General features: G+C 56.9%; 25 protein-coding genes. 9 read left to right on the forward strand and 16 right to left on the reverse strand.

Annotated features, from left to right (window positions below; translation table 11 throughout):
• Window positions 1-26: 26 nt before the first annotated feature.
• The 5 genes from GO984_RS06060 to GO984_RS06080 all read right to left on the reverse strand — a co-directional run bounded on the left by GO984_RS06060 (window position 27) and on the right by GO984_RS06080 (window position 6,017).
• The gene (locus GO984_RS06060; protein ID WP_157021648.1) at window positions 27-1,964 is read right to left on the reverse strand and encodes an AAA family ATPase; all 1,938 of its coding nucleotides are present in this window, start codon (window positions 1,962-1,964) and stop codon (window positions 27-29) included.
• Window positions 1,961-2,377: a hypothetical protein gene (locus tag GO984_RS06065; RefSeq protein WP_157021649.1), complete on the reverse strand. Its 417-nt coding sequence runs from the start codon at window positions 2,375-2,377 to the stop codon at window positions 1,961-1,963. The genes GO984_RS06060 and GO984_RS06065 overlap by 4 nt, the downstream gene beginning before the upstream one ends.
• Before the next feature lie 90 nt (window positions 2,378-2,467).
• Window positions 2,468-3,589, reverse strand: coding sequence for a hypothetical protein (locus GO984_RS06070; RefSeq protein ID WP_157021650.1), 1,122 nt, complete (start codon window positions 3,587-3,589; stop codon window positions 2,468-2,470).
• A gap of 503 nt (window positions 3,590-4,092) precedes the next feature.
• Window positions 4,093-5,175 (reverse strand): coiled-coil domain-containing protein, encoded by a 1,083-nt coding sequence (locus GO984_RS06075; RefSeq protein WP_157021651.1) that lies wholly within the window; start codon window positions 5,173-5,175, stop codon window positions 4,093-4,095.
• A 224-nt stretch (window positions 5,176-5,399) separates the two neighbouring features.
• Complete coding sequence (locus GO984_RS06080; RefSeq protein ID WP_157021652.1) at window positions 5,400-6,017, reverse strand: NAD(P)-dependent oxidoreductase; 618 nt, start codon at window positions 6,015-6,017, stop codon at window positions 5,400-5,402.
• A 120-nt stretch (window positions 6,018-6,137) separates the two neighbouring features.
• Between GO984_RS06080 and GO984_RS06085 the strand changes: the two genes are divergently transcribed.
• Window positions 6,138-6,506, forward strand: a complete 369-nt coding sequence (locus tag GO984_RS06085; RefSeq protein WP_157021653.1) for a winged helix-turn-helix transcriptional regulator — start codon at window positions 6,138-6,140, stop codon at window positions 6,504-6,506.
• 42 nt (window positions 6,507-6,548) lie between these two features.
• On the opposite strand, the gene GO984_RS06090 is transcribed toward GO984_RS06085, so the two are convergent.
• From GO984_RS06090 to GO984_RS06100, 3 genes are all read right to left on the reverse strand, one after another.
• Window positions 6,549-7,313, reverse strand: a complete 765-nt coding sequence (locus tag GO984_RS06090) for a nuclear transport factor 2 family protein (protein WP_167740240.1) — start codon at window positions 7,311-7,313, stop codon at window positions 6,549-6,551.
• A 260-nt stretch (window positions 7,314-7,573) separates the two neighbouring features.
• Window positions 7,574-8,782, reverse strand: coding sequence for an aminopeptidase P family protein (locus GO984_RS06095; RefSeq protein WP_138161140.1), 1,209 nt, complete (start codon window positions 8,780-8,782; stop codon window positions 7,574-7,576).
• 140 nt (window positions 8,783-8,922) lie between these two features.
• On the reverse strand, window positions 8,923-9,708 hold the full coding sequence (locus GO984_RS06100; RefSeq protein ID WP_157021655.1) for an alpha/beta hydrolase: 786 nt from the start codon (window positions 9,706-9,708) through the stop codon (window positions 8,923-8,925).
• A gap of 195 nt (window positions 9,709-9,903) precedes the next feature.
• On the opposite strand from GO984_RS06100, the gene GO984_RS06105 reads away from it, so the two are divergent.
• The gene (locus tag GO984_RS06105) at window positions 9,904-11,376 is read left to right on the forward strand and encodes an NAD-dependent succinate-semialdehyde dehydrogenase (protein WP_157021656.1); all 1,473 of its coding nucleotides are present in this window, start codon (window positions 9,904-9,906) and stop codon (window positions 11,374-11,376) included.
• A gap of 19 nt (window positions 11,377-11,395) precedes the next feature.
• On the opposite strand, the gene GO984_RS06110 is transcribed toward GO984_RS06105, so the two are convergent.
• Complete coding sequence (locus GO984_RS06110) at window positions 11,396-11,800, reverse strand: globin (protein ID WP_157021657.1); 405 nt, start codon at window positions 11,798-11,800, stop codon at window positions 11,396-11,398.
• Window positions 11,801-11,997: 197 nt separating this feature from the next.
• On the opposite strand from GO984_RS06110, the gene GO984_RS06115 reads away from it, so the two are divergent.
• The 3 genes from GO984_RS06115 to GO984_RS06125 all read left to right on the forward strand — a co-directional run bounded on the left by GO984_RS06115 (window position 11,998) and on the right by GO984_RS06125 (window position 16,833).
• On the forward strand, window positions 11,998-14,181 hold the full coding sequence (locus GO984_RS06115) for an esterase-like activity of phytase family protein (RefSeq protein WP_157021658.1): 2,184 nt from the start codon (window positions 11,998-12,000) through the stop codon (window positions 14,179-14,181).
• A 148-nt stretch (window positions 14,182-14,329) separates the two neighbouring features.
• Window positions 14,330-14,866 (forward strand): RNA polymerase sigma factor, encoded by a 537-nt coding sequence (locus GO984_RS06120; RefSeq protein ID WP_157021863.1) that lies wholly within the window; start codon window positions 14,330-14,332, stop codon window positions 14,864-14,866.
• On the forward strand, window positions 14,863-16,833 hold the full coding sequence (locus GO984_RS06125; protein ID WP_157021659.1) for a vWA domain-containing protein: 1,971 nt from the start codon (window positions 14,863-14,865) through the stop codon (window positions 16,831-16,833). The genes GO984_RS06120 and GO984_RS06125 overlap by 4 nt, the downstream gene beginning before the upstream one ends.
• A 121-nt stretch (window positions 16,834-16,954) precedes the next feature.
• Here the strand turns inward: GO984_RS06125 and GO984_RS06130 are convergent, their stop codons facing one another.
• The 5 genes from GO984_RS06130 to GO984_RS06150 all read right to left on the reverse strand — a co-directional run bounded on the left by GO984_RS06130 (window position 16,955) and on the right by GO984_RS06150 (window position 22,429).
• On the reverse strand, window positions 16,955-17,419 hold the full coding sequence (locus tag GO984_RS06130) for an Hsp20 family protein (RefSeq protein ID WP_157021660.1): 465 nt from the start codon (window positions 17,417-17,419) through the stop codon (window positions 16,955-16,957).
• Window positions 17,420-17,583: 164 nt separating this feature from the next.
• Window positions 17,584-18,366 (reverse strand): trypsin-like serine peptidase, encoded by a 783-nt coding sequence (locus tag GO984_RS06135; protein WP_157021864.1) that lies wholly within the window; start codon window positions 18,364-18,366, stop codon window positions 17,584-17,586.
• Window positions 18,367-18,502: 136 nt separating this feature from the next.
• On the reverse strand, window positions 18,503-19,825 hold the full coding sequence (gene glcF, locus GO984_RS06140) for a glycolate oxidase subunit GlcF (RefSeq protein ID WP_157021661.1): 1,323 nt from the start codon (window positions 19,823-19,825) through the stop codon (window positions 18,503-18,505).
• A 4-nt stretch (window positions 19,826-19,829) separates the two neighbouring features.
• On the reverse strand, window positions 19,830-20,942 hold the full coding sequence (locus tag GO984_RS06145; protein ID WP_157021662.1) for an FAD-binding protein: 1,113 nt from the start codon (window positions 20,940-20,942) through the stop codon (window positions 19,830-19,832).
• Between the two features lie 41 nt (window positions 20,943-20,983).
• Window positions 20,984-22,429, reverse strand: coding sequence for an FAD-linked oxidase C-terminal domain-containing protein (locus tag GO984_RS06150; protein WP_157021663.1), 1,446 nt, complete (start codon window positions 22,427-22,429; stop codon window positions 20,984-20,986).
• Between the two features lie 79 nt (window positions 22,430-22,508).
• Here GO984_RS06150 and GO984_RS06155 point away from each other — a divergent pair, with 79 nt between their 5' ends.
• Together GO984_RS06155 and GO984_RS06160 are read left to right on the forward strand one after the other, a co-directional pair.
• Window positions 22,509-23,219: a DUF599 domain-containing protein gene (locus GO984_RS06155; protein ID WP_138161129.1), complete on the forward strand. Its 711-nt coding sequence runs from the start codon at window positions 22,509-22,511 to the stop codon at window positions 23,217-23,219.
• A gap of 35 nt (window positions 23,220-23,254) precedes the next feature.
• Window positions 23,255-23,608, forward strand: a complete 354-nt coding sequence (locus tag GO984_RS06160) for a hypothetical protein (RefSeq protein ID WP_157021664.1) — start codon at window positions 23,255-23,257, stop codon at window positions 23,606-23,608.
• 71 nt (window positions 23,609-23,679) lie between these two features.
• On the opposite strand, the gene rlmH is transcribed toward GO984_RS06160, so the two are convergent.
• Complete coding sequence (gene rlmH, locus GO984_RS06165) at window positions 23,680-24,150, reverse strand: 23S rRNA (pseudouridine(1915)-N(3))-methyltransferase RlmH (RefSeq protein ID WP_157021665.1); 471 nt, start codon at window positions 24,148-24,150, stop codon at window positions 23,680-23,682.
• A gap of 78 nt (window positions 24,151-24,228) precedes the next feature.
• The gene (gene rsfS / locus GO984_RS06170; protein WP_138161126.1) at window positions 24,229-24,576 is read right to left on the reverse strand and encodes a ribosome silencing factor; all 348 of its coding nucleotides are present in this window, start codon (window positions 24,574-24,576) and stop codon (window positions 24,229-24,231) included.
• A 328-nt stretch (window positions 24,577-24,904) separates the two neighbouring features.
• Between rsfS and GO984_RS06175 the strand changes: the two genes are divergently transcribed.
• Both GO984_RS06175 and leuC read left to right on the forward strand, forming a co-directional pair.
• On the forward strand, window positions 24,905-25,003 hold the full coding sequence (locus tag GO984_RS06175) for an isopropylmalate isomerase (RefSeq protein WP_245231012.1): 99 nt from the start codon (window positions 24,905-24,907) through the stop codon (window positions 25,001-25,003).
• A 54-nt stretch (window positions 25,004-25,057) separates the two neighbouring features.
• Window positions 25,058-26,461 (forward strand): 3-isopropylmalate dehydratase large subunit, encoded by a 1,404-nt coding sequence (leuC, locus tag GO984_RS06180; protein WP_157021666.1) that lies wholly within the window; start codon window positions 25,058-25,060, stop codon window positions 26,459-26,461.

Below are 26,461 nucleotides of genomic sequence, written 5' to 3' on the forward strand. Positions count from 1 at the left end.
GACATATCGTGATGCGGGACAGCCCATTAGGATTTCCCCTCCAGATACCGCCGCTTCGCCTCTTCCTGGCGGCCAAAGTCGCGCACCATGCCGTCAATCGCCACCTCGTCCGATTTGTCGGCATAGCGGAACTCGCTATCGGCGTAGCGGTTGATCTCCTGGATCACCATCTCCACAGTGATCGGCACCCGCAGCTCCTCGATCATCGCTTTCTTGGCGTCGTAATCGCGGAACAGGAACAGCTCAGGGTTCTCCATCCATTCATCCGGCAGTTCAAAATCCATCGCCCGCACCTTGACCGCGTCGGTGATGTTCTTGATCGCCCGGCCAGTAAACCGCTCATCCGCCTGCTGGATCATCTTCAGATAGCTGCCCAGCTTGGCGATGGTGTCGAGGCCGCCAATCTGGGCTTCGGCGCGATCAAACACGTTCATTAGCCCCGGTTCCTGCGGCTTAGCATGCGCCTCAAAAGATTTGGCGACGGCCTTCTTGATCTCCTGCGCGGCGAACGGTTCATGCTCGCCCAGCGGGATATTGTGGTTCTTGCCCATCAGCAGGTTCAGGATGTCCACATAATCCTCGCGCGTCTGCGGCCCATCCACCAAGAACCGCGCCCCGGCCCGCTGCCGCAGCGCATCATCGACGTTTTCCGGATAGTTCGAGAACATGCCAAAGGTGCAGTTGCCCCGCACCACCGTATTGGCCCCGGCAAAGCTCTCCATCAGCACCGCCGTGATTTCCAGCTGCCCCGCCGAGGACTGCCGGTCGCCGCGTTTACCGGCCAGCTGGTCGATATCATCAATGGTGCCAAAACCGATCACACCGGGGTCGATGATCGAGTTGATAAAGGCCTTGGCGTTCTGCCCCGATTTGCCCTGATAGCTGTCGATATTATCGGTGCTCAGGTTCTGATAGCGAAACGGATAGCCCGCCACCTGACAGTAGTCATTAACCAGCCCCGCCATCATCTGGATCAGCGTCGTCTTACCGGTGCCCGGCTTGCCGTCGCCCATAAAGGTAAAGATGAAACCGCCGAGTTCGGCAAAGGGGTTCAGACGGCGATCAAAGTCATAGGCCATCAGCATTTTCGACAGCTTCATCGCCTGATACTTGGCGATATGGTTGCCCACCACCTCGTGCGGTTTCTTGAACGTCATGGTCAGGGTGGTCGACTTAGCCTTGGCCGCCGGTTCAAACCCGCGAATGGTCAGGTCGTCCGCCTCGATATGCCAGGCCGCCTCGGTAAACGGAGCCAGCCGCGGCGCGTTCTGCGCCCGCAACGCCGCCTTCTCCATCAACTGTTCAGCGTAGGCGGCAACGGTAGCAATCAACGCCGCATCATCCGGCGCAAACTGTGCCAACTTCTGATCCAGCTCCCACAGCGCGCCATGCAGTGCCAGCTGTGCATGATCCGTCAGCAACTCCTCAACATCGCCCACTTCCACTTGGGCTTCGCTGGCATGCGGCGCCAGTAAATAGGCCGTGGCATTAGCAAACACATGCGCCACCGCCAGCGCCTCAGCTGCCAGCAACTCACCAAACTCCCCTTTGCGCCCGGCATCCAGCGACCCGGCTAGATTGGCCCGCTTCAGCTCACTCAGCCCAGACGCCTCGGAATAGGCCTCGCCCACGGCCAAAGCCACCACCAGCGCACGCCGCAACACATGCTGCGCCGTTGCCTGCAAGGGCGATGTCAGTGGGTCATCATCATCCGCCGCCTCGATCCGCGCCACCAGATGCACACCCTCGGGCCGCGCGGTCGATCGTGTCACCAACCCCGGAGTGGTGGACCGAAACCGCCGCGTCCGCGCAACACCCGGTGAACGTTCGGGCGCTGCCGCCTCAACCTTGGCTTTGGCAATTCGTGGCGTGTGATCAAACCCCTCCAGCATCGCCGCCGCAGCGCCGTAATGCTTCTGGATTTCATCCTCACGCAGTTCCATCTGATCGCTTGTCAAACTCATTGTGTCATCGTCTCCAATGTCTCATTTGAAACTCTAAAATCACTGCCGTCCTGAAAATCCGCCGCTCTCATGTCGACCGGATAGACCTCGGTCCAGCGAAGCCGAAAGGATTCCCCCGACAGCACAATAGGATGCTCATCCCCCGCAAAACAAACCCGCACCAGAACGGCCCCGGCCAGCATGTTTCCACTGCTCTTCCCAAAGCACGGGCCTGTCGTGGGCCACGGCCCCCCTGCCCCCTCACGATCCAATTGCCGATAGCCGCGCCGCAACAACCATTGCTGATGCGCTTCAACATCCAAGTCGGGTTCCGCCAACCGTTGTGCCAACACGTCAGCCGAGGGCCGAACCACTGGCGTACATGCAGCGGCCAACCCCAACAGCGCAAGCACGGGCAAGTGACGTCGCTTCATAAATGAATTCCCCTCAAACATCTGGCATACCGATTTCAATGTATGCCCAACTTCATCTGGCCAAAAATATCCCCGCCGGAGGCCTAAAATCTAATAGCGCAACACTTGCCCGCTATCGCTGACCACAAATTTGCGCACATCGCCAAAGCCGGGCGGGTCCTGTTCGGCCAGCACCTGGAACGGACGCTGTGGCAGGATGATCGACCGCTGCGTTCGCGTCGCCCCAGTATCGGCCCCACGCCCACCAAATGGGTCCAGCGCAAACACCTCGCGGTCCACCTTGCCAAACCAACCCGACCGCTCCTGCCGCACATCCTCGCTGGTCAATTCTTCAACGGTCCATGCCATCGCCCAGTCTTGCCCAGTCGGAGCATCCGCGTCCTCCAACACCCGCCGCAACGGGCCGGATTGCTCGGTATAAGCCGAGGAATACATCGGCCCCACGTGATAGCGCCGCAGCCGTTTGGGGTGCAGGTCGTCAAAATCCTCGTCAAAGCCCTTGGCGATGGTCAGCAGCTTCAGCCCTGCCAACCCCTGCGCCATCAGATGCGCTTGCACCTCGGGCCAGCGGTACTGGTCCTTGGGTAGCGAGGTCTTGCCGCTGTCTTCCAGTTCCATCAGGTAGATCACTGGCAGATTGACCTGACTGTCGTAGGCTGCCCAATGCACCAGAAACTTGCGCCGGTCGCCATCGGCCTTGCCCTGCCATTGGCATTCGGGGTCGTTCTGGGTCCAGAAAAGATCACCCTTTAGCAGCTCCTGATAATACAGGCGTTGCGACAGGGCAAATTGCAGCTTGGTCGGCACCTCTTGGTCGGCGATGATCTTGCGCACCATGTCGTCTTTTAACTGATCCTCGGACGGCATATTGGCCAGATGCCCCTCGGCCTGCTGCGCGTCATTGGCCATGGTCATTAATTCCGCTGCTACCGGAAAGCCGCTGTCGCGGGTGTCCATCGCGAGGGATCCAAAGAACCGCCCGGTATCGCGCCCAACCAGCAGATATTTCATGCTGAGCGCGCGAAAGGTAAAGTTCAGCCGCATCAGATAACCGGTCAACGCCTTGACGTCGTGTTTACCCAACGCGCCCTCGGCCTGCATCGTTGCCGCCACACGAGTCAGATGCTCGGTAATGATCTCAAACTTCTTGAAATACCGGCGCGAGGCGAAGGTATCGCTTAGGCCGGTGTGGTCTTTGGCTGGGTCAGTCATGCTTCCCTCTTCCGTGTCGCTTGCGGCACGGACAGCGCCCGTCCGCCCCCTTCAAACCGCAGATTTGCCTCTGGCAAAACGGCGGGCGCTTCGCTTCCGCCCGCAGACTGGCTTTGTCCTAGCCCAATCGCTTCATTACTCACCGTCATGCAAATTCCTACTTCCAAAATAGTGGCGAGAAACGCCTACCAGCACACCGGCTACTGCCACAAAAATCGCCCACCACCGCAACACAACATACCAATAAAACAAGACCGCATTTGTCTCAGAAATTACAGGTGGTCCTTCCCAACCTCTAGGAGTTGCATCGAAATAGTACACCCCCTCCACAAACACAGCGTAAACCACTCGGCCAGCAAAAAGGTGGAAAACACCAAACCCGACCAGAAGCAGTGGAATTTGCAGGGTTAGGAATATTTCCAAAAACCGACAAACACGCGCTAGCCTTAACCTAGATACTTCCCATGACATTCTGAGAAAGTCTTCCACTGGGCGCAAACTGGTCACCCACCATACAAGTTCTTATCATGCTTCTCGACAATCTTGGCAAAGCGGCGGGCAAAGCGCTCATCCGCCTTGGCCTTCTTCTCTAGCACGTCGCGGGCAAACACCATGTGGTCCTCGTGCGCGTCCAGCATGTCGGCCATCTTCTGGTTGGTCGCCGTCCCGATTGAGGCCATTGCGGTCTGCGCTTCCTGATCCGTCTTCACCCCAATTTCATTGATCCGGTGCGCCACATCCTGCTGCTGCGCGGTCTTCAACGATTTGGTCAGCGCATCATAAAGCACCACCCGCTGCTGGGTGTCGGTTTGCAGCTTGTTGATCAGCACCATCTGCGTCGCCGCCTGGTTTTGCAGTGAATCGACCCAAGTTTTACCCTTCTCGATGTACCGCTCCAACGTCTGGCTCTTGGCCAGTTTGACCTGCTCGTCCTGCACCATGGCGTTATAGCCCGCGTTCAGGTCCGCAAGTTCAGTCTCCAGCTTGGTCCGCGCCGCCGCGTCCTGCTCAACCGAGATTTTATTTTCCAGCTCAATAATCTTGGGGTCCAGCGCCAGAATTTCGGCCCGCACGTTCTCTAGTTCTTGCACGGTCGCTTCCCGCTCGTCCAACGTCTCGGTCAGGTTCACCTGAACCTTTTCCTTTTGCTCATCCAGAACCGCCAACTGGCCCTCTAGCAGCTGAACAATGGTGTCAGACTTGGCGATCAGATCCTGCAGCTTGTCATCAATACTGGCGGTGCGCATCCGTTCCTGGCGCATCGAATCTGATTTGCCGGCGCTGAAAATCCCGACAAAACTCTCCCAGCCGGTCTTGTTGCGCATCTCGTCGAAATCTTGCGAAAAGGCTGAGGTCACATCGTCCAGACCCATGATCAGCTCAGCAATATTGCTGTTCATCACTTCGGTATGGGCATGCACGTCCTCAAGCGTGGCGTTTTCGATATCAATGTCAGCCGCCTCACCCGCAGAAATCTTGTCGCGCGCGGTTTCGATCCGAGAGGTCAGCTCCGCAATCTTGCTTTGCGACTCTTTCACCTTGCTCTGAGTGTCTTCGACCATGCTTTCAAAATTCGAAAACGACATAATCCCTGTTCCTTCCACAAAATTCTTTGCCCTCTACATAGGGATGTAAATTCAATTTACATCCCCTGGAGCGTCCTTAATCGATAAATTCAAGCGGAGTTTCGCAGACAAGGTCGCCAAAGGAAAGCCTTGGGTACAGTTAGAAGGCCGCACCACATGGCGCGACCTTTATGAGCCTCAGCGGTGCGTGCAAGCACACACCCTACACAGTGACCTTCGTTGGTTTAATAGGCGACCGAGAACACCTGACGCGGATGCGCCGGAGTCTCGACCTCATCCAGAAGTGCGATGGCGTAATCCTCAGCACTGATCCGGCTGTTGCCCTCGGCATCGGTCATGAACTCACGGCCCCCCAAGCGAAATTCACCAGTGCGGCCTCCCGGCTCTATCAACCCGGCCGGCGCCAGGAACGTAAAGTCGATGTCACTATCCCCAAGCATTTCGTAGACGCCCCGCATCGCCTTCGCCTCGGCCCGGTACATCTCGGGTACAACTTCGGCCACAGGGGTGCCATCAGGCAGGTTCAGTGTGCCAGCCCCGCCCACCATGACCAGACGTTTGCCGCTGGACTGGGCGGCGGCAATCAGCGCCTGCCCATAACTCGCGGCCTCATCTGCAGGATTGGCGGTTGACCGGGGACTGACGGAGGAAATCACAACATCGACATCCTTCGCCGCAGTCGCGACTGCTTCGGCTTGCGCCACGTCCAGCGCCAGCGCGGTTGTTCCCTCAACCACTGTGCCTTTGCGAGACGCTGCAGTGACCTGATGTCCGCGCGTCAATGCCTCAGCCACTAGGCGATTGCCGATCAATCCGGTGGCACCAATAATTAGGAGTTTCATGTAAGTTCCCTTTAAGGTAGTGGTTACGACTAGTAACCAGATACGCATGCGAACCTAACAACGGAATACGCATGTTTTGGTCTCATAGTTACCTTCAGGGAACCGCCACAGGAGAACCTCATGGGAGCCCGTCGCAAACTGGACTATGATTGCCCGATACGGGACGTATTGGACCGTGTTGGCGATGCCTGGTCGGTACTGACCATACTAGAACTGTCCAAGGGTCCCTGCCGGTTCAATGCTCTGCGCCGGGTGATTGACGGAATTTCGCAACGCATGCTTGCCGTCACTCTACGCCACCTGGAGAGAGACGGATTGATCAGCCGCAGAGTTCTACCAACGGCACCGCCGCAGGTGGAATACGCACTGACCGACAGAGGCCAGTCGCTGCACGCCGCAATTGGTCAATTAAACGGTTGGGCTGTGGAACATCAGCCCGGCATTCGTGCGGATCGGGCTGAGTATGATGCCAGACCTGATGTCGCCTAGCACCTCAATGCGTGCTTTCTTTACCCCCACCCATACGGGCTGCTAGAACTTGCCGTTGTTATTCTTCCACTGTTCCTGTGGCGCCACCTTTTCTGTGGTGTCCCAGTGCTCAACCACTTTTCCATTTGCGACACGGAACAGATCATAGAATGCCGAGTGGACACCGCTCTTCAATCCCTCGCTGACGCTCAGGACAAAACTACCTTCAGCAAGAACAAGGTGCACCTGCTGGTAGTTGATATGCTTTTGGCCACTGTCGCTGGTGCTCAAGACTGACCGGAGGCTCGCCGCTCCGTCAGAAATGTCCGGATTATGCTCAACGTAAGATGCCTCATCGACAAATTCGCTCAGGCGCTCAATCTGTCCGGCGACCAGAACAGTTTCTACGAAACGCCGAACCAGCGCGCGGTTTTCTTCGGTCCGGTCCAAATCTGCTACCTCGACAGGCCCGTCCACCATACTGTGGCCCGATGGGTTTGGCGGCTGACGTTCCTGAATGTTGTCCCAATGCTCAACGGCCTGACCATCCTCGAACCGAAAAACTTCGAAACAGATTTTCCGGCTGGCAAAGTCGTATTCCATATGGGCAAACACATAGTCGCCATCTTCGAACCCACGCACCATATTGACCCGTGGACCTGTTTTGGACAGCCGCTGGAACAGTTGCACCAATCCTTCGCTTCCCTCATGGGTCTGCGGGTTGTGCTGAATGTACTTGGCCTCATTGACCACAGCGATAGGATCGGGATTTCCGGTCTCGATGCTTTTCAACAGGTCTCGGATTTGGTCTATCTTGCTCTCGGCCACTGATGTGCGCTCCTGTTTAACGAAACACGTAACAGTAGCCTCGACCTGACAACATCCCAAATGCTAATCGTGTTTGGTGCTCGGCATGTCCTATTTCATGCCGAGGCTTTAATCACTTAAGGCACTGCGCCACGCGCAGTGCCAGGCCCAACGGGAGGAACGCATCTTAGATGCGTGATCGACGGGCGGGAGAGCTGCGCCGCCGGGGCTCCGCCCGTTCACAGGCAAACGGTCCCGCTGACCGTTTCCGGGAAGCCTGCTCACCCGACAACGTTGAACTCAGGCCCGTATGGATACTTGGTGACGTTCTCGTTGTCGTCCTCATGGATCACCAGAATATCGTGCTCGCGGTATCCACCAGCACCGGGTTGACCGTCGGCGATGGTCAGCATCGGCTCCATCGAAATCACCATGCCCGGTTCCAGCACGGTATCGATGTCCTCGCGCAGTTCCAGACCTGCCTCACGCCCATAGTAATGCGACAGCACACCAAACGAGTGGCCATAGCCAAAGGTGCGGTATTGCAGCAGATCCCGCTCTTCAAAGAAGGCATTGATCTTGTGGGTAATCTCGGCACAGCTCGCACCCGGCTTCAACAGTGAAATGCCGTATTCATGCGCCGCCACATTGGCTTCCCAAATGCGTAGGCTCTCGGCATCCACCTCTTTCACGAACATGGTCCGTTCCAGCGCGGTGTAATAGCCGGAAATCATCGGAAAAGTGTTCAGCGACAGGATATCGCCACGCTGCAACTTGCGGGCTGTTACTGGGTTATGGGCGCCGTCGGTGTTGATACCCGACTGGAACCAGACCCAGCTGTCGCGGTATTCGGCATCCGGGAATCGCTTGGCAATTTCCAGCTCCATCGCATCACGACCCGCCATTGCCACATCGATCTCGCGCACGCCTTCCTTGACTGCATCGCGAATGGCAAAGCCACCTACGTCAGCAACCGCAGCGCCCTGGCGGATCATCTCGATCTCGGCCTCGGACTTAGCCATCCGCTGCACCATGGTGGCCTCGTACAGGTCCACGGTGGATTTCGGGTTCAGGTAATGCTCCAGCTTACCCTTTTGCAACAACGACAGGTGGTCGCTTTCATAACCCACAACCGCGTCTGGCCCACAGACAGACAGAATCGCCCGCCAGTAGTTGTCTCGCTGCCAATCGGTGTAGGTGATGTTATCACCATAGCAGCGACGCCAAGGCTGACCGGCATCAATCCCGGCGGAAATCGTCACGCATTCATCAGCGGTGACAACCAACCCATATGGGCGGCCAAAGGCGCAGTAAGTAAAGCCAGAGTAGTATGAGATGTTGTGCATCGAGGTGAAGACAGCGGCGGTAACGCCCTTGTCCACCATAATTTTGCGCAGACCCGCCACGCGGTTGGCATACTCAGCCTCGGCAAACTGCAAAGGCGCTTTTTCACCATTGTGAAAACGATACATTTCAGGACGTGAAGTCATATTCGACCCTTCCTTCTTACAAGAAAGGTCCCGGCGTTCAGGACGGTTTATAAGATATTTGGGCAGCATGTGGTTATGCGGCGACGCCATCGCCCGGCCCTTGGCTGGAAATTGCGGCGGATTTCTCCGCCGCGCAAGTTTTATTTTGTGAGAATTGCCACCATCTCACTGTCCATGTCGCTAAGGGCATCTATTATGTCGAAATGGTGCTTTCTCGGATCGATTTTCTGATCGCAGCTCCAGGCATCTGCCAGCCATTGTGCCTGATCCAGGAACGAAGGACGCTCATCCGCGCCGACCCAAACGGTGACCTCTGCATCATACCGCTCTTGCATCAGAATCGGGCTCTCGGCCTCAGCAGCCGCCTCATCCAGCTTGAACTTCTCGTTCATCGACGTCCGCATCAGCGGGCGCAGGTCCGATAGAGGCGAAATCGGTACCGCAGTACGCAACCTATTCCCGACCTCTGGTGCAAGCAGGTCCTTGTCGAGCATGCGCGCGACCAGATGACCACCAGCAGAATGTCCCGCCAAAGAAATCGGGCCCTCAACCTCCCTAGCGGCTTGCGTTACCGCTGCTGCGATCTGGCTGGTAATATCGGCGATCGAAACGTCCGGACACAGATCGTATGACGGCATCGCCACAGCCCATCCCTTCGCTAAGGCCCCGGCGGCCAAGTGGGACCAGCTGTTTTTGTCAAACAACAACCAATAACCGCCATGAACAAAGACAAACAATCCCTTAGCCTTACCCTCAGGTAGGAACAGATCAAACTTGTTCCGTTCCCCCGGGCCATAGGCAATATCCAACTTGGCACGATCTCCTAGCGATACCCGAAAAGCCTCTGCCTTGGCCGCCCAGCGCGGTGGGAATTCTTCTGCCCCATCGATGTAAGCACCGTTGCTGTACGCGTCGTCCAATTCCATCCCAGCTCTCCCACAGATTCATTTAAGCCTAAAGGATATTTCCGTGATCCAAATGTCAATTGGTCGCTGGCCCGAGATCCTCCAGTGGACAAAGCTCATCCAGATCATTTGATCAAATTCTGGACTTATGGATCTTTCTGGACATATCTGGGCGCAACTGCTTTGCATCGGACAAATCAATTCTGGGAGGCCCCTATGCTCGACACTATCACCGACCTTCGTTCCCTTTTGAAAGACCCCAGCCTGCTGGAACACCGCGCCTATATTGGCGGCCAATTTGTCGATGGCGACGGTACCTTTGACGTTATCAACCCTGCGCGTGGCGACGTCATCGCTCAGGTCGCAGACGTAAAACGTCCGCAGGTCGCGGGTGCCATTTCTCAGGCGGAGGCTGCACAGAAGGACTGGGCCAAGTGGACGGGCAAAGAACGCGCCAACGTATTGCGTAAGTGGTACGACCTGATGATGGCGAACCAGGAAGACTTGGCCGTGATCCTGACTGCCGAAATGGGCAAACCCCTAGCTGAATCCCGCGGCGAGATAGCCTATGGTGCCTCGTTCATCGAGTTCTTTGCTGAGGAAGCTAAGCGCATCTACGGCGAAACCATCCCCGGCCACCAGCGCGACAAACGCATCACCGTGCTGAAGCAGCCCATCGGCGTAGCCGCCTCGATCACGCCGTGGAACTTCCCCAACGCGATGATCACCCGCAAAGCGGGCCCTGCGCTGGCTGCTGGCTGTGCCTTTGTCGCCCGCCCTGCCGAGTTGACGCCACTGTCGGCTACGGCGATTGCCGTTCTGGCCGACCGCGCTGGCATCCCTGCCGGTATATTCAATGTGGTGCCCTCCTCCAATGCTTCGGAAACCGGGTTGGAATTCTGCGAAAACAACGCAGTGCGCAAACTGACCTTCACCGGTTCAACCGAGGTCGGCCGTATTCTGATGCGTCAGGCGGCAGACACCGTCATGAAATGCTCGATGGAGCTGGGCGGCAACGCTCCGTTCATCGTGTTTGACGACGCTGACATCGACGCCGCTGTCGAAGGCGCGATCATGTGCAAGTTCCGCAACAACGGCCAGACCTGTGTTTGTGCCAACCGGATCTATGTGCAGGCTGGCGTCTACGACGAATTCGCCGCTAAGCTGAAGGCCGCCGTTGAGAAGATGAATGTCGGCGATGGCTTGGACGATGGCATCCACTTTGGCCCACTGATCAACGCCAAGGCCGTGGCCAAGGTACAAGACCACATTGCCGATGCCACCGCCAAAGGTGCCGAAGTCTTTCTGGGCGGCAACCCATCCGAACTGGGCGGAACATTCTTCCAGCCGACTATCGTTACTGGCGCCACCAAAGACATGCTGTTCAGCACCGATGAAACATTCGGCCCGCTGGCACCACTGTTCAAGTTCGAAGACGAGGACGAGGTCATCGCGCTGGCAAATGACACCATCTTTGGTTTGGCGTCTTACTTCTACGCCAAGGATCTAAGCCGCGTGTACAAGGTCGCAGAAGAGCTGGAATACGGCATCGTTGGCGTCAACACTGGCATCATCTCAACCGAGCTGGCCCCATTTGGTGGTGTCAAACAGTCCGGCCTAGGCCGCGAAGGCAGCCACCACGGCATCGAAGACTATCTAGAGATGAAATACATCTGCATGTCGGTCTAATACGACAGTTTTGGCGGGGCTAACTCAGCCCCGCCGCAAGATCCAAGCCAAACGTCCGGATCACGCGGTCCCACGCCTTTTGTTCTTCCGCTGTCAGATCAGCCGCAAGCTCCTCTCTCAGAATCTCTAGAATGATGTTCAGCGCGCGCTCAACTTGCTGAGCTGTCACCCCCAGCTGCACATGCAATTGCCTGAGCTCCTCCATGCGACGTTCGGCGGCCTCTCCCGTCTGAGGCATCTTCATCGCTTCGATCAGGACCGAAACAAAGCCCTCTTTTTGTTGCAACACATCTCCCTGCATGAACTTACGCGCTTCTGGAATTTGGTCGAATATTTCAGCATAAATCTTCGTGGAAAGCAGAGCCTTCTTCTGAAAAACCTTACTAAAACAAGATGTAACTGTTTTTCTGTCGTCACGTTCCAAGTATCATATTCTCGCAATAGTTAAGTGCCTTTCGGCAGAATGGCGTTTTAAAGATACATACTAAAAGTATATTTTATAATTCCCAAGCAGATAAAGCACGGTGTTCTAGAAGCGTCAGAAATAATTCACGATAATGTCACGTCTCTGTTGTGGATCGCTGGTTTGCTCCGCCCATGAATTTAACTGGGAGCCCCCTGATGTCTGCACGATTTATCTGCCTGACATCCGTCCTAGCCCTGAGCGCAGTTCAGGCTTCGGCGGAGATGAATTTCAACCGTATTGCGTCTTTCCCTGTGGTCAAAAACATGGCCGAAGGCGAAGACACCAAGCGCGAAACCTCACCTGAGATCATCGCCGCAACAGCCGATGGTATGACGTTGGCCTATACCGACAGCCCGCTCGGCGCGTTGGGGCTGGTCGACATTGCCGACCCCGCCAACCCGCAGCCGCTGGGCAACATCGATCTGGGCGGTGAGCCGACATCCGTTGGCATCATCGGCAACACAGCTTTTGTCGGTGTGAACACTTCGCAAAGCTACACCGCACCAGCTGGTCATCTGGCCGCCATCGATCTGGCAACCAAGACCGAGCTTGCCCGCTGTGATCTGGGTGGTCAGCCTGACAGCATCGCCATCGCTCCGGATGCCTCTTTTGTGTCCATCGCAATTGAAAACGAGCGTGACGAAGACCTGAACGGCGGCCTGATGCCGCAAATGCCTGCCGGCAATCTGGTCATGGTTGGCCTGAACGACGGCGCGCTGGACTGTGCCGCCATGAAAATGGTCGACCTGACCGGTCTGGCAGAGGTTGCGCCTTCTGACCCAGAACCCGAATATGTCTCGATCAACGCTCTGGGTGAAACCGTTGTCACCCTACAGGAAAACAACCACATGGTTGTTGTTGCGCGTGATGGGTCCATCGTCAGCCACTTCTCGGCAGGTGCGGTGGATCTGGACGGCATCGACGCCACGGATGAACGCGGCAAGCTGGTGTTCACCGAAAGCCAGCAGGGTCGCAAGCGTGAACCCGATGCCGTAACCTGGATCGACAACACCCATTTCGCCACCGCCAACGAAGGCGACTACGAAGGCGGATCGCGCGGTTGGACCATCTTCAGCAAAGACGGCACCGTAGTTTATGACAGCGGCACCAGTTTTGAACATGCCATCGTGCAGATTGGCCATTACCCTGACAAACGCTCCGACAGCAAAGGGGTCGAACCTGAATCAGTGACCTTTGGCCAATTCGGTGACACGCCTTATGTGTTTGTTGGAGCTGAGCGCGCCTCGATTGTGGGTGTCTATGACGTCACCAATCCGGCGGCTCCGGTGCTGACCCAGCTTCTGCCATCGGGTGTTGGTCCCGAAGGATATGTGACTATCCCGTCGCGCAACCTGCTCATCTCGGCCAATGAAAAAGACCTGATCGAAGACAAAGGGGCCCGGGCCCACGTCATGATGTACGAGTTACAGGACACCCCGGCGGCATACCCACACCTGACGTCTGAAGGAACAGACGAGCTGATTGGCTGGGGTGCGATTTCCGGTATGGTCGCTGATGAAGACGGCACCATCTGGGCTGTGAACGACAGTTTCTACGGCTTCCAACCTTCGATCTTCAAGATCGACGCCTCCCAGACACCCGCCCGTATCACCGATGTGATCCGCATCACCCGCGACGGGCAGCCAGCGCAGAAACTGGATCTGGAAGGCATCACTCTGGACGGCAAAGGTGGCTTCTACGTTTCCTCCGAAGGCCGGACTGACCGGGTGATCCCACACGCGATTTACCACGTTCAGCCCGACGGCTCGATCAAAGCCAAAAAAGGTGAGATCGGTCTGCCTGCCGAGCTGATGGCCGTGGAAAAGCGCTTTGGCTTTGAAGGCATCACCAAGATTGGCGATACCCTGTGGATGGTTGTTCAACGTGAATGGAAAGACGATCCCAAGAACCACATCAAACTGGTTTCCTACAATCTGGAAACCAAAGAGTGGGGCGCAGTTCATTATCAGAAAGCCGAGCCAGCATATGGTTGGGTTGGCATGAGCGAGATCGTTGCCCACGGTGACTATGCCTATGTAATCGAACGTGACAACCAGCACGATTACCGCGCAGTCACAAAGAAGGTGTACCGCATCCCATTGACCGAAATGGTCCCCGCACCATTGGGTGGCGAACTGCCCGTTGTGTCCAAGGAACTGGTCCGCGACCTGCTGCCAGACCTGACATCAACCGGCGGTTACGTTTTGGACAAGGTCGAAGGCATGGCCATCTTGGCCGACGGCGAAGCCTTTATCTCGACCGACAACGACGGTGTAGACGACCACTCGGGCGAGACAATGTTCTTCTCGATCGGAAATGTCACCAAGCCCACGCATTAAACCCAATGCATTATTGGCAATAATCCAACCTATTAACCCCAATACATTTTAGTCAATTCGAGGTGCCCATTCCCCCGGGCACCTCTTTTTATTTTCCATACAGACCAAGAACTCGCTATCTGGATACGTTACAGGATATGTAATGCGTATGGCGGTAGATGATCAGCACTTGGCGGTGGCAGCGGCCCATGGCGATTCAGAGGCTTTTTCGGCCCTGCTCGGTCGTCACTATGATCGTGTCTTTGCGCTGGCCTTTCGCCTGACGGGCCAGCGCGCCGAAGCCGAGGATCTGACACAGGACATCTGCGCCGCTCTGCCTGATAAAATGACGAACTACCAGCCCAGCGCCCGCTTCACCACTTGGCTGTATCGCGTCGTGGTCAATGCAGCCCATGATCGCCGACGCCGTGCTGTCACCCGGACCAAGGCCGCCAGCGGTTGGGGGGATTGGGAGGTAGATCGTCAGGCCGCCATCGCCGAGACCAATGATCAACTTGACTGGCTCACCCGTGCCATGCGCGCCCTACCTGACGACCTGCGTGATACACTGGCACTGATACTGGACGACGTGACCCACGCCGATGCGTCAGAAATCCTTGGCGTTTCGCCCGGCACCATCAGTTGGCGGGTATCTGAGGCCAAAAAACACCTGCGCGCCTTAAAACAACAGGAGGACGCATCATGAGCGACCCCTTTGACGATTTTGATGATCTGAAAGCCGCGATGCAGGCCGCTACCCCGGCCCCAAATGTTGCGCGTAAAGCGGAAAACATCGCCTTAGCAGAAAAAAACTTCGCCACGCGCCAAGAAACGGCCAGGCAGCCCCGTTTCACCTCTGATCGCCCAAAACAGGGCTTGTTCCGAGGAGTAATTTCTATGCTGAATTCCATTTCCACCCGCCATGCCCTTACTGCAACAACCGCAATAGTGGCGATTGGCCTTTTTGTTTACCTTCCCACTCTGCAGCAAGGCCCAACGCCTGTGACGCTGACCGAAGCCGAAACGCGCAGCCGTTTAGCAGTCGACGATCAAATCGCCCAAGCGGCTCAGCAGGAGGCTGAAGAAACCGATGCACTAAGTGGTCAGCTGGTTGAGCCCCTTGCTGAAATTGCGGCAAGCCCCATGGCTGACATAGCAGCAACAAGGCCCGCAGCCCTGGAGCCAATGGCAGGTGTTCTTGCACCACCATCCGCGACCAAACGCATGCTCGCCCCCCCTCCTCCCGGGTATGACAATCGCGACCAATTCGCACTCCCCGAGGTGGACACCGAAGCCTACCCCGAAGCCGAGCCAAACGCGTTGAAGATAACCACAGAAGAGTCTGTCTCGACGTTTTCAATCGACGTTGACACGGCTTCTTATGCGATCCTGCGCTCTAGTCTGAATGCCGGTCAGCTCCCCAATCCAGAGCAAGTCCGGATCGAGGAAATGGTGAACTATTTCCCTTATGACTACACCGCGCCTCTGGATGAACTGCCGTTTTCGTCCCGCGCGACCGTGATCGACACCCCTTGGAACTCAGAAACACAATTGGTTCACATCGCGCTACAGGGCCAGAAACCCGCGCTTGACGCGCGCCCTCCTCTGAACTTGGTTTTTCTGATCGACACATCCGGCAGTATGGATGAACGCAATAAACTACCACTTCTGAAACAAAGTTTTCAACTAATGCTGGCTCAACTCCGCCCCGAAGATAAGGTCGCTATCGTTACCTATGCCGGGTCTGCGGGACAGGTGCTGGACCCAACCCCGGCAAGTGATCGGGCCACCATCATGGCTGCCCTCGATAAGCTGGATGCAGGCGGCTCTACTGCCGGTCAGGCCGGGCTGCAACAGGCTTATGCAACAGCCGAGGCCATGACAGAAGAAGGCGATGTCAGCCGGATCATTCTGGCCACTGATGGCGATTTCAACGTCGGCATCGATGACCCAGACGAACTGGAGGATTTCATCGCCAGAAAACGCCAGACAGGGACATATCTCTCGGTTCTGGGTTTTGGCCGCGGCAACCTTGACGATGCAACGATGCAGGCGCTGGCGCAGAACGGCAATGGCCAGGCGGCCTATATCGACACCCTGTCAGAGGCGCAGAAGACGCTCGTTGACCAACTCGGCGGCGCATTGTTTCCGATTGCCAACGATGTGAAAATTCAGGTCGAATTCAACCCGGCACAAATCGCTGAGTACCGGTTGATTGGCTACGAAACACGGGCTCTGAACCGCGAGGATTTCAACAACGATCGCGTTGACGCCGGCGAAATCGGCGCTGGCCACGCGGTGACCGCTCTTTATGAGGTCACACCGGTTGGCAGCCCTGCCCGGTTGAGTGACCCCTTGCGCTATCAAGCCGCGGAAGTGACCTCTGTCAGCGAAGAATACGGTTTCCTGCGGCTGCGGTATAAACGACCCGGGGAAGAGACCAGCGCGCTGATCGAAACTCCGATCCTGCCGGGCGGTGATGCAACATCTGACATGCAGTTTGCTGCAGCTATCGCGGGCTTTGGCCAGCTGCTACAAAACAGCCCCTACCTTGGCAACTGGTCCTACACCCAAGCAATTGATCTGGCCAATGCAGCCAAGGGTGAGGATGCGTTTGGCTATCGTGCCCAAGCAGTGCAACTGATGCGCCTGGCCGATACTCTGAGCCAATAACCGGCACAAACTTTCCTATAACAACGCAAAACCCCCTTGGTGGGCAACCAAGGGGGTCCAGACCGGAATAACTAGGGAAAGACGTTGCCCCGGTCTAACACGATCTCTGGCAGAAGATCGATCAGTTGACTGGCTTTGCCTCTACCATCTTGGAATTAGAGCTCTTTGTGGAAATTTCAATCCGACGCGGCTTCAGGGCTTCAGGCACTTCACGCTGCAAATCGATATGCAACATCCCATCCGCGTGGCTGGCGCCACTCACCCGCACATGGTCGGCCAAAGTAAAGCGGCGTTCAAAGGCACGAGTGGCAATTCCGCGATGCAGATAACTGCGTTCACTTTCGTCCGGCGCTTTCTTGGCAGTTACAATCAACCCGTTTTCCTTCACTTCCACGTTCAGGTCTGCCTCAGAAAATCCCGCCACGGCGATTGAAATACGATAGCTGTCAGCTGCTGTTTTCTCGATGTTGTAAGGGGGGTAACTGGGTTGCGCCACATCCGAGGTCAGGGCCCGATCCATCAGATCTGCGATCTGGTCAAAGCCAATAGAAGCCCGGTGCAGCGGTGCAAAATCAAAACTACGCATAAATATCATCCTCTTTCAGAGCGATAGGTGTTGAGCCCTCCCATACAAGGGACAGGCAATTTATCACCGGACCCCATCAGCGGCGATCCGATGGGAAAGAGGTATGCACATAGTTTCTGGTTTCAAGACGCACCGCGAAAGGATTGCTTCCAATCACATGCCGCTTAGTTTTTGATGAACTTAGCGCCTGTGTCGTTGCGCACATCACCCACCTTAACCCGGCCAACGCCAGGTGGCAGGCGACCTGCTGTGGCGACCCCGGTCATTTGAGCCTGCAGCAATTCCAATTCCTCCGCCAGCGCAGAGCCCAAAGACACCTGTTCACCATCGACCTCAGCCTTGGCAGAAACCACTGACACAATGCGCGGGTTGCCTCCATCAAAGGCAAACACGGGTGCCCCGGAGGAGCCAAAATCTACATCACAGGACATCACCAGCACGCCCTGCTGTCTTGACATCACCGAGCAAACTTCCTGCAAGGACGGCGCCTCGGATCGGTCATGCGCATATGAAACGATCCCAATACGAGCCCCTTTGCGCGGTCGCACATCGGTTTCAAACGGCGTGACTGTTGTGTTGCGAATTGGCCGTTGCAATTGCAACAAAGCGATATCGTTGCGCACACGGTCCGTCGAAACCTGACCGTCGTAGATGTATTCTGGATGCACCACGGCCCGGCGTACTGTACGATAGGCCGAGGCCCTGCCATTGCGCCAGCCCGCCAGAAACTCGATGGTATCAGGACGTATCGGGTTTTTGGTTTCACTATCAAACAGACAATGCGCCGCCGTTAACACCAAATCAGGTGCAATCAGCGCCCCGGTGCAAAACCCATCACCATTGACATCCAACCGCCCAACAGCTTGCCATTCGCGCCCAGCATCAAGGGTATCCATCCGCAACAGACCACTGTCTTGCGCGATCGCAGCCCATGGCATCAGGACCATCACACATACCACTATCCAATATCGCAAGATCTGCCTCCAACGTGCCTGTGAATCGCAAGGTAAAGGCGCCACAGGGCGAAATTACGGCAAACTGCAAACCAGTGCAGCCCCCGGCAGGAAATTTATTGAGACGTGATCAGCGCAACACAGGCACATCCGACGGGAGTTTGCCCGGCGCTGCTAGCGCAGGCGGTTGCGGCCCGCCTGTGGCCCAGTCCAGCAATTCAACTGTATGCAAGATCGGCAGTTCAGTCCCCGAGCCAATCTGCATCATGCAACCAATGTTCCCCGCCGCAATCAGATCCGGCGACTTGGCTTCCAGTGTTTTAACCTTACGCGCCTTCAACTGCCCTGAAATCTCAGGTTGCATCAGGTTATAGGTCCCGGCTGATCCACAGCACAGGTGACTGTCCGCCGGCTCCACCACTTTGAACCCTACCCGTTTCAGCAGGGTCTTGGGATGGGTCTTTATCTGCTGGCCATGCTGCAAGGAACAGGCTGCGTGATAGGCGACGGTTAGCCCCTTGTCTGCACCCACGGGCAGGTCCAACTGCATCAACAGCTCAGATATATCCATCGCCCGCTCGGACACCCGCGCCGCATCCGCCGCCAGCGCATCATTGCGGAACATATGACCGTAATCCTTGACCGTGGTACCGCATCCGCTGGTGTTGATGACAATGGCATCCAACCCGTCACCGTCCATCTCAGCCACCCAGGCCCGAATGTTCTTCGCCGCTGAGGCGTGGCTCTCATCCTCGCGCCCCATGTGGTGGGTCAGCGCACCGCAACACCCCGCGCCCTCGGCCACCACAACCTCGCAACCCAACCGAGTCAGCAGCCGAATGGTGGAATCGTTGATATCCGTATTCAGCGCCTTCTGCGCACAGCCCGTCATCAGCGCCACGCGCTTGCGGCGTGGTTCAGCCGGGGCAAAGCTTTGTGGATCATCATTGCGACTGACCGGAGAGATATGTTTCGGCGCCATCTCCAACATCGCCTTGAGCCTTGGGTCGGGCATCAGGCCGCGCAGAGGCCGCGCAATCTTGGCCCCCAACAGTGCCATTCGAAACCGTCCCGGATAAGGCAGGATTCGCGACAAAATCCAACGCAAGGCCCGATCCATGAATGGCCGTTTGTAATTCGTCTCGATATAGGCGCGCGCATGATCCACCAGATGCATGTAATGCACCCCCGATGGGCAGGTGGTCATACAGGCCAGACAAGACAGACAGCGATCAATATGCTTCACCGTCTTCTCATCCGGTACGCGGTTGTTTTCCAGCATATCCTTGATCAGATAAATCCGCCCACGCGGGCTGTCCAACTCATCGCCCAACACCTGGTAGGTCGGGCATGTCGCCGTGCAGAACCCACAATGCACACAGGACCGCAGAATCTCGTTTGAGCGTTCAATGGCTGGGTCGCTCAGCTGCTCTTTGGTAAATGTCGTTTGCATCTGATTATCCCATCAACCCGGTATTCAGGATCCCACGAGGGTCGAACTTCGCCCGCAATTCAGCTGAAATCGCCGCCAATGGTGCAGGCTCAGCCTGAAACTGCCCCAAACGGCCGCGCGTCTCAGCGCCCGCCCGCATCAGCGTCGCATGCCCCGGCACTGCTATACGAGCGCGCAAATCAGTGCCCGCTGGCACCAGTACCCAGATCAGCCCACCGCCCCAATCAAACTGGAGCGCCTCTGCCTGCAGCTGCTCCGCCAACTCGACCGCATCTGATGGCTTAACCGAGATACGCCAGACATCACCCGCGTTGCCATGAAATGCACTAACGTCGCGAATACAGCGCCACAGACTTTCACTATCATCGACTTGCTGCACTGCACCAAACCGCGCCAGATCCGCCACCAGCCGACCCACCCGATAGTCTACCGACCCAGCAAACCCTTCGATGCGAACATAGGCACGCCGTTCTACCGGATCATACGCTGCTCCCGTCACGTCAAACGGGGAACCCAAGGCCGCCGACATCACTTGCACCGCAACCGCAAGATCAACCCCTACAACAGCTACGGTCGCCGCCGCCTCAGGCATCGGCAGCACCTTGAACGAGACCTCGCTCAATACCCCCAACGTCCCATGCGCCCCAGCCATCAGCTTGACCAGATCATAACCGGTGACGTTCTTCATCACCCGGCCACCGTTCTTCACCACCTGGCCCATCCCATCAACAAACCGCACCCCCAACAGGAAATCCCGCGCCGCGCCACACTGGATTCGCCGAGGCCCCGAGACATTCGCAGCAAAAACACCCCCGATTGTCGGCTCTCCATCACTGCCCAACAGCCCACGATGATCCATCGGCTCAAACGCCAACCGCTGGCCTTGCTCGGCCAACAACGTCTCAATCTCGGCTACGGGTGTCCCCGCCCGCGCAACCATCGTCAAAGCACCCGGCTCATACAGCTCGACACCACTTAATCCTCGGGTGCTCAACACCTCCCCATCACTCGCAAACCCACGGGTGCCCCCACTCTGAATGCACAGCGGGCCACCCGCACCAGCAATCATTTCTACCAATTCTGTCTCGGATTTCGGCTGCAACATCATCTTCTTCATCTAGCCCTAAATATCCTGGGGGTTTGGGGGCAAAGCACCCGTTACTTGCTCAGCTCCACAGCGCGTCGCCCTTCGGTCACTGACAAGGGAAACACCTTGGCCGGGTTCAACAGCCACTGCGGATCAAACACATCTTTGACCTTCAACTGCGCTTCCAGATCCTCGGGGGAATATTGATGCAACATCAGGTCCCGCTTCTCGACCCCGACACCATGCTCACCGGTCAGACAACCGCCAACCTCAACGCAAAGCTTCAGGATATCGGCACCCATGTCCTCACACAGCTCCAGATCCCCCGGCTTGTTGGCATCAAACAGGATCAACGGGTGCATATTACCATCCCCGGCATGAAACACATTGGCCACCCCCAGCCCATATTGCTTACTCAATTCACCAATCCGCCGCAGCACATAGGGCAACTCGGTCACCGGGATCGTTCCATCCAGACACATGTAATCGTTGATCTGCCCCATCGCACCAAAGGCTGATTTGCGGCCCAGCCAGATCCGCCCAGCCTCATCCGCATCCTGCGCCTCGCGCAGCTCCACCGGATTATGCGACTTGGCAATCTCGATGATCAGCCCCAACTGATGATCAATCTCCGCCTCACTGCCCTCGACCTCGACAATCAACAGCGCTTCGCACATTGGGTATCCCGCCTTGGCAAAGGCCTCACAAGCCTCGATGCAGGGGCGATCCATGAACTCAATCGCTACCGGCAACACGCCTGCCTTTATAATATCGCTGACACAGGCGCCGGCGACCTCATTGCTGTCGTAGCCAATCAACACCGGCCGCGCACCCTCGGGCTTGCGCAAGATCCGCAAGGTCGCCTCGGTCACCACACCCAGCTGCCCCTCGCTGCCGCAGATCACCCCCAGCAAGTCTAAACCGCCAGCATCCAAATGCGCGCCGCCAATTTCAACAACAGTGCCATCCATCATCACCAAGGTCACGCCCATCAGGTTGTTGGTCGTGACCCCATATTTCAGACAATGCGCCCCGCCTGAATTCATCGCGATATTGCCAGCAATCGCACAGGCCAATTGCGACGACGGATCCGGCGCATAGAAAAAGTCCTCTTCCTCTACCGCTCCCGACACACTCAGGTTGGTACGCCCGGTCTGCACGCGGATGACGCGGTTGTCGTAATCCGTCTCCAGCACCTCGTTCATCCGAGCCACACCCAGAATAACCGAATCCGCCGTCGGTAATGCCCCTCCGGCCAATGATGTCCCCGCCCCGCGCGGCACCACTGGCACGCCCATCTGATGACAGACCCGCAGAACATCCGAGACTTCCTGTGTTGTCCGCGGCAAAACCACCAACATCGGAGGACACCGGTATGCTGTCAAAGCATCACATTCATACGCCCGTGTTTCAGCCTCATCCTGAATCAACGCATCCAGGGGCAAAACAGTGGACAGCTTAGCGGCCAGCTCAGCCTTACGCGCCAGAATCGCTGTATTCGGGGATGGCATTTGCATAGAGACTCTCCTTTGGTAAACTAATATTACCAATTTATACCCGCTGGCAAGAACCATATTGACACGTTAGGTTGGCCACATGAACTGGACCGAACGCCTCAGCCTATTTTCTTCCTTTGATTTGGTCGCCTTATGCCTTTTGATTGGGGGGTGGTTCTGGATCGGATGGCGTATTGAAAACACAGCCCCTACGCGCCCCTCTGTCTCGATCCTGATGGAGGACTTCCGCCGCGGCTGGATGCACCAGATGGTTACACGCGAACCACGGGTGTTTGACGCTCAACTGATTGGCAGTCTGCGCCAGGGGGCAACGTTCTTTGCCTCAGCTGCGATGATTGCCATCGGTGGCGGTCTCGCCCTGATCGGTAACACCGAACAGCTTGAAGGCGTGGTCAGCGATCTCACCCTTGGCAAAACCCCCGCCTTTGTTTGGGAGGTCAAACTGCTTCTGGTTTTAATGTTCCTTGCCAATGCATTTTTGAAATACGTCTGGGCCCACCGTCTGTTTGGCTATTGTTCGGTCCTGATGGCCGCGGTTCCAAACAAACCGGATGGCGACCAGGCCTACCCGCGCGCAGCCCAAGCTGCGGAAATCTGTATCAATGCCGCCCGCAGTTTCAACCGGGGTATGCGATCCACTTACTTTGCACTGGCGGCCGTCGCCTGGCTGGCCGGTGCCTTTGCCCTGATCTGCGCAACCGTGGTCACGTTGGCCATGCTTTACCGCCGCGAGTTTGCATCGCAATCGCGTGAAACGCTGTTGCGCATTCCGCCTGACACAACAATGTGAAATCGCATTTTACAGGACCCCGCTAGGGTGGTCACATGAAACAGATTCTCGCCCTGATACTCGCCACCGCCGCGATACCAGCTATGGCAGATGCTCCCCTGGTCGAAAATGTCAGGACACAAAACTCCAGCAGCGGTTGGAAATTTCACGTTACCCTGTCCCATCCTGACACCGGATGGGATCACTATGCCGACGGTTGGCGCGTGCTGGATATGAATGGCACCGAGTCGGGAATGCGAGTCCTCGGCCACCCCCATGAGCAAGAGCAACCCTTCACCCGTTCACTGAGCGGGGTACAGATTCCTGTGGGAACTCAGCAGGTCCAAATCCAAGCCCGCTGCCTAACCGATGGCTGGGCCTCGGAAACATATCTGGTCCGCCTACCGTAACAAGCCCGCGCTTCTTTTTGCCTAAAATACTCGCGCCGCAGGCACGCGCCATAAGGCGCGTCCGAATGCCCTCAGACCCGGTGATACGGGCTGCCACCCAAGATCGTCGCTGCGCGATAGATTTGTTCGGCCAGCATCACCCGCACCAGCATATGCGGCCAAACCATTTTGCCAAAGGATATCGAGAAATCGGCCTCGGCGCGCAGGCTAGGATCAATCCCATCGGCACCGCCAATGATCAGCGCCAAATCCTGTCGGCCAGTGTCACGCCATCCGGCCATTTTCTGTGCAAAATCCGGCGAGGACAGCACCTTGCCACGCTCATCGAGCGTACAGATCACCGCCCCTTTTGGCAGGGCCTTGCGCAATAGCGCCGCTTCGGCAGCCATTCCGGCGTTTTTCTTGTCTTCAACCTCGACCACCCGTGCGGGGCCCAACCCCAGGGCACGGCCACTGCGGTCAAACCGGGTCAGATAATCATCGATCAAGGTTTTTTCGGGGCCAGCTCGCAGGCGGCCAACAACACAGAGATGTACACGCATGCGGAGATACCCCAGCAGCGGCCCGAGCAAATGCACGGGCCATTACCATTTTCGAAGTCAGCTATTAGAAGTCAGCTATTAGCTATCTTCGCCAAGCCACATCTTTTCAAGCTGATAGAACTCGCGAACTTCGGGCCGGAAGACATGAACGATAACATCGCCCGTATCAATCAGCACCCAATCACCCGTGTCACGGCCTTCTGTTTTGCAGGTAAAGCCATAGTCCTGCTTGATCCGCTCAGCCAGCTTTTGCGACAAAGCAGACACCTGTCGGGTCGAGCGACCTGTTGCAACGACCATGTAGTCGCCAATTGCCGTTTTACCGCGCAGATCAATCTGCACCACGTCTTCAGCTTTATCTTCATCTAGCGATGCAAGAATGCGAGCCAGCAACTCTTCGCTACCTGGTCGAGTTTGAGCAGCCATTACGGGTGCCCCACTGTCAGCGGACTCAACCGCTTCGGATTCGGGTGACAGGACATCGTCCTCCTTTTTGGGCGCCGTCCGCCCCCCGGCGCTGGGGATATGGCAAAAATAGCAAGCCTCAGACCAGTTTTCAACGCGGCCGGTAAGATTTGAGGCGAATCAAGACGTCTCTGTGCCCGATCTGCACGGCTTAGTGAAGAGGGTAGCAGCCATGCACAGCGGGAAAACGCGCAATGTTTGCCATGTTTGCCGCAGTTGGGCCCGTCTTTACCACAGTTGGGCCGGGCGAACCCTTGATTGCCTAGGCCACCGCCTGTATCTGACAGCCATGATACCCGTATTGGCGCAAAAAATCGAACTGCAAGATCGCACCCGCCTGCGTGAGCGATTCTTTGGCGCCGCCCGCTCGGTTTTGGCCCGGCTATAACGCCTGCCCGCCCCTCAGCCAGCTTATTGAAAATACAAAACGGGAGAGGACCCCATGTCCCCCAAAACGCTCTATGACAAAATCTGGGATGCGCATGTTGCGCATGAAGCAGAAGACGGCACCACACTGCTGTATATCGACCGCCACCTGGTTCACGAAGTGACCAGTGCCCAGGCGTTCGAAGGTCTGCGCATGACCAACCGTACGGTACGCGCACCTGATAAAACGATCGCCGTGCCAGACCACAACGTGCCCACCACGCCAGACCGCGTCAACGGCATCGAAAACGAAGAAGGCCGCATTCAGGTTGCCGCGCTGGATACCAATGCCAAGGAATTTGGCATCCACTACTACCCAATGAACGACATCCGTCAGGGCATCGTACACATCGTCGGCCCAGAGCAGGGCTGGACCCTGCCCGGCATGACCGTGGTTTGCGGCGACAGCCACACCGCGACTCACGGCGCATTTGGCGCGCTGGCTCACGGCATCGGCACGTCCGAAGTTGAGCACGTTCTGGCCACCCAGACGCTGATCCAGAAAAAGTCCAAAAACATGAAGGTCGAGATCACTGGCAAGTTGCAGCCAGGTGTGACCGCCAAAGACATCACGCTGGCAGTGATCGGTGAAACCGGCACCGCCGGCGGCACTGGCTATGTCATCGAGTATTGCGGCGAAGCGATCCGTGATCTGTCGATGGAAGGTCGCATGACCGTCTGCAACATGGCCATCGAAGGCGGCGCCCGCGCTGGCCTGATTGCTCCGGACGAGACCACGTTTAAATACGTCAACGGCCGCGCCCACGCCCCTAAGGGTGCCCAGTGGGAAGCTGCGATGGACTGGTGGAAGACGCTCTACACCGACGAAGGTGCGGAATTCGATCTGGTCGTCACCCTGAAAGGTGAAGACATCCAGCCGGTTGTCACCTGGGGCACCTCGCCCGAGGACGTTCTGCCCATCACCGCCAAGGTTCCTTTCCCCGAGGACTTTACCGGCGGCAAAGTTGATGCGGTTAAACGTGCGCTTGACTACATGGGCCTCGAATCCGGCACCAACCTGACTGACATCGAAATCGACACTGTCTTTATCGGTTCTTGCACCAACGGCCGCATCGAAGATCTGCGCGCCGTGGCTGATGTGGTCAAAGGCAAAAAGATCAAAGATGGTATGCGCGCCATGATCGTTCCGGGCTCCGGCCTTGTTCGGGCACAGGCCGAAGAAGAAGGTCTGGGCGACATCTTTGTCGAGGCTGGCTTTGAATGGCGTCTGGCCGGTTGCTCTATGTGTCTGGCGATGAACCCCGATCAGCTGTCCGAGAACGAGCGCTGCGCCTCGACCTCGAACCGCAACTTCGAAGGTCGCCAAGGCTACAAGGGCCGCACCCACCTGGTGTCCCCAGCCATGGCCGCCGCTGCTGCCCTGACCGGCAAGCTGACCGACGTACGCGATCTAACCTAG

The organism is Parasedimentitalea huanghaiensis (genome assembly GCF_009753675.1).
In the GTDB taxonomy this organism is placed as follows: Bacteria; Pseudomonadota; Alphaproteobacteria; order Rhodobacterales; family Rhodobacteraceae; genus Parasedimentitalea; species Parasedimentitalea huanghaiensis.

What these genes read in the sequence shown, in the direction of transcription:
- rsfS (WP_138161126.1), bottom strand. Translation starts at nt 24,576, where the DNA reads ATGGCTGCTCAAACTCGACCAGGTAGCGAAGAGTTGCTGGCTCGCATT.
- GO984_RS06135 (WP_157021864.1), bottom strand. Translation starts at nt 18,366, where the DNA reads ATGGTCCTGATGCCATGGGCTGCGATCGCGCAAGACAGTGGTCTGTTG.
- rlmH (WP_157021665.1), bottom strand. Translation starts at nt 24,150, where the DNA reads ATGCGTGTACATCTCTGTGTTGTTGGCCGCCTGCGAGCTGGCCCCGAA.
- GO984_RS06120 (WP_157021863.1), top strand. Translation starts at nt 14,330, where the DNA reads ATGGCGGTAGATGATCAGCACTTGGCGGTGGCAGCGGCCCATGGCGAT.
- GO984_RS06085 (WP_157021653.1), top strand. Translation starts at nt 6,138, where the DNA reads ATGGGAGCCCGTCGCAAACTGGACTATGATTGCCCGATACGGGACGTA.
- GO984_RS06070 (WP_157021650.1), bottom strand. Translation starts at nt 3,589, where the DNA reads ATGACTGACCCAGCCAAAGACCACACCGGCCTAAGCGATACCTTCGCC.
- leuC (WP_157021666.1), top strand. Translation starts at nt 25,058, where the DNA reads ATGTCCCCCAAAACGCTCTATGACAAAATCTGGGATGCGCATGTTGCG.
- GO984_RS06060 (WP_157021648.1), bottom strand. Translation starts at nt 1,964, where the DNA reads ATGAGTTTGACAAGCGATCAGATGGAACTGCGTGAGGATGAAATCCAG.
- GO984_RS06155 (WP_138161129.1), top strand. Translation starts at nt 22,509, where the DNA reads ATGAACTGGACCGAACGCCTCAGCCTATTTTCTTCCTTTGATTTGGTC.
- GO984_RS06075 (WP_157021651.1), bottom strand. Translation starts at nt 5,175, where the DNA reads ATGTCGTTTTCGAATTTTGAAAGCATGGTCGAAGACACTCAGAGCAAG.
- GO984_RS06105 (WP_157021656.1), top strand. Translation starts at nt 9,904, where the DNA reads ATGCTCGACACTATCACCGACCTTCGTTCCCTTTTGAAAGACCCCAGC.
- GO984_RS06080 (WP_157021652.1), bottom strand. Translation starts at nt 6,017, where the DNA reads ATGAAACTCCTAATTATTGGTGCCACCGGATTGATCGGCAATCGCCTA.
- GO984_RS06095 (WP_138161140.1), bottom strand. Translation starts at nt 8,782, where the DNA reads ATGACTTCACGTCCTGAAATGTATCGTTTTCACAATGGTGAAAAAGCG.
- GO984_RS06145 (WP_157021662.1), bottom strand. Translation starts at nt 20,942, where the DNA reads ATGAAGAAGATGATGTTGCAGCCGAAATCCGAGACAGAATTGGTAGAA.
- GO984_RS06065 (WP_157021649.1), bottom strand. Translation starts at nt 2,377, where the DNA reads ATGAAGCGACGTCACTTGCCCGTGCTTGCGCTGTTGGGGTTGGCCGCT.
- GO984_RS06160 (WP_157021664.1), top strand. Translation starts at nt 23,255, where the DNA reads ATGAAACAGATTCTCGCCCTGATACTCGCCACCGCCGCGATACCAGCT.
- GO984_RS06130 (WP_157021660.1), bottom strand. Translation starts at nt 17,419, where the DNA reads ATGCGTAGTTTTGATTTTGCACCGCTGCACCGGGCTTCTATTGGCTTT.
- GO984_RS06125 (WP_157021659.1), top strand. Translation starts at nt 14,863, where the DNA reads ATGAGCGACCCCTTTGACGATTTTGATGATCTGAAAGCCGCGATGCAG.
- GO984_RS06175 (WP_245231012.1), top strand. Translation starts at nt 24,905, where the DNA reads ATGATACCCGTATTGGCGCAAAAAATCGAACTGCAAGATCGCACCCGC.
- GO984_RS06150 (WP_157021663.1), bottom strand. Translation starts at nt 22,429, where the DNA reads ATGCAAATGCCATCCCCGAATACAGCGATTCTGGCGCGTAAGGCTGAG.
- GO984_RS06100 (WP_157021655.1), bottom strand. Translation starts at nt 9,708, where the DNA reads ATGGAATTGGACGACGCGTACAGCAACGGTGCTTACATCGATGGGGCA.
- GO984_RS06115 (WP_157021658.1), top strand. Translation starts at nt 11,998, where the DNA reads ATGTCTGCACGATTTATCTGCCTGACATCCGTCCTAGCCCTGAGCGCA.
- glcF (WP_157021661.1), bottom strand. Translation starts at nt 19,825, where the DNA reads ATGCAAACGACATTTACCAAAGAGCAGCTGAGCGACCCAGCCATTGAA.